Source organism: Agathobaculum sp. TL06 (assembly GCF_054658635.1).
This window is the reverse complement of record NZ_BAAGGY010000044.1, coordinates 1-7,798: the sequence shown is the minus strand read 5'-3', so window position 1 is coordinate 7,798 and position 7,798 is coordinate 1. Positions and strand designations below refer to the sequence as shown.

The following is a 7,798-nucleotide window of genomic DNA, read 5'->3' as shown; positions in this document are numbered from 1 at the left end:
ATAGGTTTCGTCCCAGCCTGCCTAAGCAGTATGGTGTGGACAAGAACGTACCAGTTGCGGCTTGCGAAAGAGTCGTATCATTCGATATAGTCGCTTTGCTTTTTTGCGGGCTGAAAGTTTGTCATTAAAAGATCATTCAAACAGATAATAGCGGTTTTGATGATATAGCTTTATCTGCTTGATATGTTCGGACATATGCTGGGTGGCGGCCTCCTTGTCGCGGCGTTCAACCGCTTCCATGATCGCCTGGTGATTTTGCGAGGCGATGCGGCATAACTCAGGATCATCGCGCACAGAAACAGCCATTAGTTGAATCTGGTCGTAATTGCTCACAATGGTTTGCTTTAAGCGAACATTTTTGCTCTCCTGCGCGATATAATGATGAAATTTCATATCGTATTCCATGAAGGTAGGATGATCGTCATCAATCAAAGCCTGTTCGGCGGTATCGAATATGCGGCGAAGCTGTGCGACGGTATCCGCGGTGGCGCGTTCAACAAACAGATACACCGCAAGGGACTCCAATGCAAGGCGAAGCTCGAAAATCTCGATTAAATCGCGCAGATTCACCTTGCGGACCACGACGCCTTTGCCTTCAATAATTTCGAGCATGCCATCGTTTACGAGCGCCTGCAACGCCTCGCGCACAGGGGTACGGGAAACGCCCAGCTCCTGGCACAACTGACGCTCAGGGAGCGTATCCGAGGGCGTGTATTTCCCACTCAAAATCATCTGCCGGATGCCCTGATACGCAATTTCTTTTTTGCTTTGTGTGTTCGCAATAGCCACAAACGCACCTCCTGACCCCGTGTTTCTATTGACACTTATATGGTATACCAAAAGAAGAAATAAGTCAATACAAAAAGATACACAGAACACGCAATTAAGAAGATAACGAGACTGTTCACACGAAAAAATGTAGGAAAGACGCTGCGTATAACCCTGTAAAAATAATGAGAAGGGGTGATTGGATAACTTTTTTTACAAGAAATAAGATGATATCTTCGAAAAATATATTGGATTTAAAATATTACAGATGTGTTTTGTGAAAAGGCACAAATCGGAGGGCGGTTTTTGTGACGGTTTGCCTATGAAAAAGGGATTGACATTTGAATTCCGATGGTATACCATATGATTGTAAAAAACAAATGCAGGTATACCGAGCGAAAAGAAATTTGAAATACAAATGGAAAAGCGTGAAAGGAGCGTCAATTATGTCTCGCAAAACCTACAAAAAAGAAGTCATGGGCGAAACCTGGTGGATGACGGATTATCCGCGCATCCAGTTTGAGAACAACTCCACGGGTCTGCTGAAGAAAGCAGTGTGGGAAGCATCGGAGGAAGAAATCGACAAGATCCTCGAGGAGTATGGCCTGCCGGCGGAATCCGAGCTGGGCAAGGGCGGCACCTACATCCAGAATACCCCGCGTCACATCGCGATGGAGAAGCGCCGCAAGAACGACGTGGTGCTTATCCCGATCGGCACGACCGAGAACCACGGCGTACATAACCCGTCCGGCCTGGATACCTACATGGTCACCCAGATCTGCGAAGGCGTTCGCCGCTACACTGCGAAGAAAGGCTACGAAGTGTCCCTGGCGCTGCCGCCGATCAACTACGGCGGCCACCCCTATCATCACACCGCGATGCCCGGCACCTACATGGTGACCGAGGAAGTCGTCCGCGAGACGCTGATTTACACCATGCTCGGCCTGTGGGATGACGGCTACCGCAAGTTCATCCTGGTCAACAACCACGGCCACAAATGGATGCTGGAGTCCGCGGTGCAGGAGTTCCTCAAGCGCTACCAGCTGCCGTGCATCGTATCCGAGCTGGAGTGGCACCGCGCGATCCGCGAGTTCTGGATTCCGATTGATGAGCCGGACTCGCTGACCACGCACTTTATCCATGCGGACGAGGCAGAGACCGCGGTAGCGAACTTCCTGTTCCCCGACATGGTCGATATGAGCGTATGCGTCGACGCGCAGCCCAAGCCGCTGACCCTGCGCGGCCACTATGACACTTCGGTTGATTCCTACGGCCGCGCGCACACCTGGTCCGAGGGCGAGGGCCAGACCGTGATCGAGCGTTACGGCACGCCGGAGGGCGTAGTCGGTTACCCGAGCCGCGGCGACGCATACAAGGCGAAGCGCCCGATCGCCGCGATCTGCAAGTACATCACGCTGATGATCGACGAGATGCTGGCGGACTTCCCCGCAGGTACGGCGCCGGTGGAAGGCTTCACCACCCGCCCGAAGGAGGAGCTGGAGGGCTGCTTCAAGGAGCCGCTGAGCGAGGGCTGGACCTCTGTGCATGAGCTGCCCAAGCGCGGCATCTTCACCAGATAAGACCAAAACGATTCGCGGAATGTAGCGTGTTCCCAGGGGCAGTGCCGCCCCTGGGAAACACAACCGCAAGAATTGAGGAGGGGCGGAGACAAATGGAAAAGCAAGCCCTGAAAATACAAATGGAGCGTTTGGCATGCGAGATCCGGATGGAAGTATGTAAAATGATCTCGCATGTGCCGGCGGGCCATCTGGGCGGCTCGCTGTCGATCGCGGAAGTGCTGTCAGTGCTGTACAGCAAGCACCTGCGGTATGACGCAAAGGACCCGAAGTGGTGCGGACGGGACTGGCTGGTGCTGTCCAAGGGACACTGCGGGCCGGCGCTGTACGCGGCGCTGGCGCTCAAAGGCTTTTTCCCGATGGAGCAGCTTGAGACGCTGAACAAGCCGGGGACCAACCTGCCGAGTCATGCGGACCGGAACCGGACGCCGGGCGTGGATATGACGACTGGCTCGCTGGGGCAGGGAGCGTCCACCGCGGCGGGCGTTGCGCTGGGCATGAAAATGGACGGACGGGACAACCGGACGTACCTGATCCTCGGGGACGGCGAGCTGGACGAAGGCCAGGTGTGGGAAATGGCGCTGTTCGCCAGCACGAAGCACCTGGACAACCTGATTACATTTGTGGACTTCAACAAGCTGCAGATAGACGGGCGCACGGATAATGACGAGGTGTGCAACCTGGGCGATATCAGCGCGAAATTCACCGCTTTCGGCTGGTATGCGCAGCGCGTGGACGGTCACGATGTGGAGCAGATAGACCAAGCGGTGGAAAAGGCGAAGGCCCATCGGGGGAGCCCGTCTGTGATCGTGCTGGACACGGTCAAGGGCAAGGGCTGGAGCAAGACAGAGAACCTGGCGGGGAGCCACAGCCGCGGGCTGACAGCGGAGGAGCTGGAAGAGGCGCTGGCGGAGCTGCGCGCGGCGATGCCGGCGGAAGAAGGGGGTGCGCGGAATGGATAAGGTCATCCTGGCAAAGGAAAACGGGACGGACGTATCGGATATGCGCACGGCCTACTGCGACACGCTGCTGGAGCTGGCAGAAAAGGACGAACGCATCGTTGCGCTGGACGCGGATCTGATGGGCGCGATGGGCATGAAGCCGTTTGCAAAGCGGTTTCCGGCGCGGACCGTGGACTGCGGGATCCAGGAAGCGAATATGATCGGCGTGGCGTGCGGGCTGGCGGTATGGGGCAAGATACCGTTTGCGCATACGTTCGGCCCGTTCTGCACACGGCGTGCGTGCGACCAGATCTTTATGTCTGGCGCGTATAATAAAGCGAACGTCAAGGTGGTCGGGTCGGACCCGGGCATAACGGCGGCGTATAACGGCGGCACGCATATGCCGTTTGAGGATATGGGCATCATGCGCGGCATCCCCACGATGACCGTGGTCGAGCCCACCGATATCGTGATGCTGAAAGACCTGCTGCCGCAGATCGCGGATACCTACGGCATGTTTTACATGCGCCTGGTGCGCAAGGAGGTGCGCAAGGTTTATGACGAGGGTTCGCATTTCACGATCGGCAAGGCCGCACACCTGCGCGACGGTTCGGACGTGACGATCATCGCCAGCGGGTACTGCGTGGCGGAAGCGCTGGATGCGGCCCGTGCGCTGCAGACGCAGGGGGTCAATGCGCGCGTGCTGAATATGTTCACCTGGAAGCCGCTGGACGAGGACGCGGTGCTGCGCGCGGCGTGCGAGACCGGAGCGATCGTGACGGCGGAGAACCACAACGTCATCAACGGCCTTGGCTCCGCGGTGAGCGAGCTGCTGGCGAAGCGCCATCCGGCGCCGGTGGAAATGGTAGGCGTACAGGATGAATTCGGCGAAGTGGGTCCGGTGAGCTATCTGCGGGAGCGCTTCGGCCTGACCGGCGCGGATATTGCCGCGGCCGTGCGGCGTGCGCTGGCCAGAAAGCAGCAAAGCTAACCATACAGAGAATGTGCCGATCTTCCTATTCACGCATATCATCCTTTTCTTTCATTTTTCTACACACACATTCTCTTTTTATCTCTTTTCTTCTCTTCATGGCACGGTATGCAGTTTACCGTGCCATGAGCGGGAAAACGGAAGAGTCGGCACTGTCAATATCATACAGGCTGAAAGTAGGCCGCCCGTGGAGAGCGGGCGGCCTTTGGCATACACAAAGGAGGGAAACAAATGAAAAGTTTTCGAATGGTACCGTCGGTGACGGAGTATAAGGAGTTTGCCGGCTATGCGAAAGCGGCGGGGCTGGGCGCGGACGACCTGGTGGTGACGAACCGATACATCTACGAGCCGGGGATCTCGCGCCTGGGTCTGGGCTGCCAGACGGTGTTCCAGGAGGAATACGGCGGCGGGGAGCCCACGGATGAGATGGTGGACGCGATTCTGGAAGAACTTCGTGATAAGTCGTACGGCCGCATCATCGCGGTGGGCGGCGGTACGGTGATCGATATCGCCAAGGTTCTGGCGGTGGCGGGGCGTACGGATACGGTGGACACGCTGTACGAAAGGATGCAGGAGCTGCGCAAGGAGCATCCGCTGGTCATCGTCCCCACGACGTGCGGGACGGGGAGCGAGGTGACGAACATCTCGATCATCAACCGGACGCGGAAAGGCGTGAAAATGGGACTGGTGTCGGAGGCGATGTACGCGGATGAAGCGGTGCTGGTGCCGGGCCTGCTGCAAAGCCTGCCGTACAGCGTGTTCGCCACATCGTCGATCGACGCGATGATCCACGCGGTGGAAAGCTACCTGAGCCCGAACGCATGCGCGCTGAGCGAGGTGTTCTCGGTGCAGGCGCTGACGCTGATTCTGCCGTGCTGGAAAGCGGCGGCGGATGGCGGCGGGAAGGACGCGTGGAAACAGTACGCGGCGGAGTTCCTGCGGGCATCGAACTACGCGGGCATCGCGTTCGGACACGCAGGGTGCGCGGCGGTCCATGCGCTGAGCTACCCGCTGGGCGGCGCGCACCATGTGCCGCACGGGGAATCCAACCAGGTGATGTTCGCGCCGGTGATGAAGAAATACGCGGAGAAAAAGCCGGATGGGAAGCTGGTGGAGCTGGGGGTGCTGGTATCCAAGCTGCTGGGCTGCCGCGCGGAGCGCGGGCTGGAGGAGCTGTATGTGCTGATGGACCGGATTTTGGAGCGTAAGCCGATGCGGGCGTACGGGGTGACGGAAGAAGAACTGCCGCGGTACGCGGACAGCGTGGTAGAGACGCAGCAGCGCCTGCTGGGGAATAACTATGTCCCGCTGTCAAGGGACGAGATCCTTGCGGTCTACCAGAGCGCATATTAAAGGGGGCGCGGAAGGAATGGACTGGAAGGCATATTATAAGGAGCATACGGCAACGGCGGAGGAAGCGGTAAAGCACATCCGGAGCGGGGACCGTGTGGTGGTCGGCCATGCCTGCGGGGAGCCGAGCTTTCTCGTGGATGCGATGGTGTCGAACGCCGCGGCTTACCGTAATGTGGAGATCGTCCATATGGTGGCGATGGGACGATGCGAATACTGCCGGCCGGAGTATGCGGGGAATTTCCGCCACAATGCGATCTTTGTGGGCGGCGCGACGCGGGAGGCGGTGAACAGCGGGCGCGGCGATTTCACGACCTGCTTTTTCCACGAGGTGCCGGGCCTGTTCCACACGACGCTCGAGCCGGACGTGGCGCTGGTGATGGTCACCCCGCCGGATGAAAACGGGATGTGCTCGCTGGGTGTGTCGGTGGATTATACATACAGCGCGGTAAAGAATGCGAAAACAGTGATCGCACAGGTCAACCCATGTATGCCGTGGACAGGCGAGCGCAGCCTGGTGTCGGTGAAGGAGCTGGACTGGATCGTGGAGCATGAGGCGCCTCTGATCGAACTGGCGCCGCCGAAGATCGGGGAAGTGGAGCGCGCGATCGGAGAAAATGTGGCGTCGCTGATCCACGACGGGGACTGCCTGCAGCTTGGCATCGGCGCGATACCGGACGCGGTGCTGCTGTTCCTGAAAGACAAGCATGACCTCGGCATCCATTCGGAGATGTTCTCGGACGGTGTGGTGGAGCTGGCGGAGGCCGGCGTGATCACAAACAGGCGGAAGAACTATAACCAGGGAGTGAGCGTGGCGAACTTCCTGATGGGTACCAAACGGCTGTATGACTATGTGGACCATAACCCATCCGTGATGATTGCGCCGGTGGATTATGTGAACAACCCCTGGGTGATTGCGCAGAACGACAATCTGGTTTCGATCAACTCGTGCGTGCAGGTGGACCTGATGGGCCAGGTATGCGCGGAAAGCATCGGTCAGACGCAGATTTCAGGCGTGGGCGGCCAGGTGGACTTTGTGCGCGGCGCGGCGATGAGCAGGGGCGGCCGGTCCATTCTGGCGTTCCCGTCCACGGCGGCTAAGGGCAAGGTGTCCAAGATCGTGGCGCGCCTGGACGCGGGCGCGGCGGTGACAACCAGCCGGAACGACGTGCATTACATTGTAACGGAATACGGGATAGCGGACCTGCGCGGGCAGACGCTGCGGGAGCGCGCCAGGCGCCTGATCGCGGTGGCGCATCCGGATTTCCGCGAAGAACTGACGGAGGAATACGGGCGGCATTTTGGCGAGGCGCCCGCGGTATAAGGAAAACAGAAAGGGGACAGGAAAACCATGATGACAAAAGAAGAATACATAGAATCGCTGCGGAAGCTGCACCTGAACCTGTACAGCTTTGGAGAGAAAGTGGAGAATCCGGTGGATAACGCGATCATCCGCCCGTCGCTGAACTCGTTCGCGGCGACCTATGAGCTGGCGGAGGACCCGCAGTACGAGGACCTGATGACCGCGACCTCCAACCTCACGGGCAAGAAGATCAATCGCTTCACCCATCTGCACCAGTCCACGGACGACCTGATTAAGAAGGTCAAGATGCAGCGCCTGCTCGGCCAGAAGACCGCCGCCTGCTTCCAGCGCTGCGTGGGCATGGACGCGTCCAACGCGGTCTACTCCACCACCTATGAGACCGACGAGGCGTGCGGCACGCATTACTTTGATAACTTCGTGAAGTTCTGGACCGACGTGCAGGAGAACGACTGGGCGGTGGACGGCGCGATGACCGATGTCAAGGGCGACCGCAGCCTGTCCCCCTCCAAGCAGGCGGATCCGGACCTGTTCCTGCATGTGGTGGAGCGCACGGCGGACGGCGTTTACGTCACGGGCGCGAAGGCGCACCAGACCGGCTATATCAACAGCCATTATGTGCTGGTGATGCCGACGATCTCGATGCGCGAGGGGGACGAGGACTACGCGATCTCGTTCGCCTGCCCGACGGACGCGGAGGGTATTACGCTCATCCTGGGCCGTCAGTCCTGCGACACGCGCAAGACCGAGGAGTACAACGACATCGACGTGGGCAACAAGGTCTACGGCGGGCATGAGGTGCTGGTGATCTTCGACCATGTGTTCATCCCGAACGAAATGATCTTCCTGA

7 protein-coding genes are annotated in these 7,798 nt (G+C 58.6%); 6 read left to right on the top strand and 1 reads right to left on the bottom strand.

Annotation, left to right across the window (positions count from 1 at the left end; all coding sequences use genetic code 11):
• Positions 1–132 precede the first annotated feature (132 nt).
• Positions 133–789: a GntR family transcriptional regulator gene (locus ACYQ3S_RS15275; protein ID WP_459690217.1), complete on the bottom strand. Its 657-nt coding sequence runs from the start codon at positions 787–789 to the stop codon at positions 133–135.
• Positions 790–1,214: 425 nt separating this feature from the next.
• Here ACYQ3S_RS15275 and iolN point away from each other — a divergent pair, with 425 nt between their 5' ends.
• The 6 genes from iolN to ACYQ3S_RS15245 all read left to right on the top strand — a co-directional run.
• Positions 1,215–2,348 (top strand): 3-dehydro-scyllo-inosose hydrolase, encoded by a 1,134-nt coding sequence (gene iolN, locus ACYQ3S_RS15270; RefSeq protein WP_459690215.1) that lies wholly within the window; start codon positions 1,215–1,217, stop codon positions 2,346–2,348.
• Between the two features lie 92 nt (positions 2,349–2,440).
• On the top strand, positions 2,441–3,307 hold the full coding sequence (locus ACYQ3S_RS15265; protein WP_459690214.1) for a transketolase: 867 nt from the start codon (positions 2,441–2,443) through the stop codon (positions 3,305–3,307).
• Positions 3,300–4,277 (top strand): transketolase family protein, encoded by a 978-nt coding sequence (locus ACYQ3S_RS15260; protein WP_459690212.1) that lies wholly within the window; start codon positions 3,300–3,302, stop codon positions 4,275–4,277. Before ACYQ3S_RS15265 ends, ACYQ3S_RS15260 begins: the two co-directional genes overlap by 8 nt.
• A gap of 231 nt (positions 4,278–4,508) precedes the next feature.
• Positions 4,509–5,630 (top strand): 4-hydroxybutyrate dehydrogenase, encoded by a 1,122-nt coding sequence (locus ACYQ3S_RS15255; protein ID WP_459690210.1) that lies wholly within the window; start codon positions 4,509–4,511, stop codon positions 5,628–5,630.
• 16 nt (positions 5,631–5,646) lie between these two features.
• Complete coding sequence (locus ACYQ3S_RS15250; protein WP_459690208.1) at positions 5,647–6,951, top strand: acetyl-CoA hydrolase/transferase family protein; 1,305 nt, start codon at positions 5,647–5,649, stop codon at positions 6,949–6,951.
• A 27-nt stretch (positions 6,952–6,978) separates the two neighbouring features.
• Positions 6,979–7,798, top strand: an 820-nt coding sequence (locus tag ACYQ3S_RS15245; RefSeq protein ID WP_459690206.1) for a 4-hydroxyphenylacetate 3-hydroxylase N-terminal domain-containing protein, incomplete at its 3' end; no start/stop codon positions are given.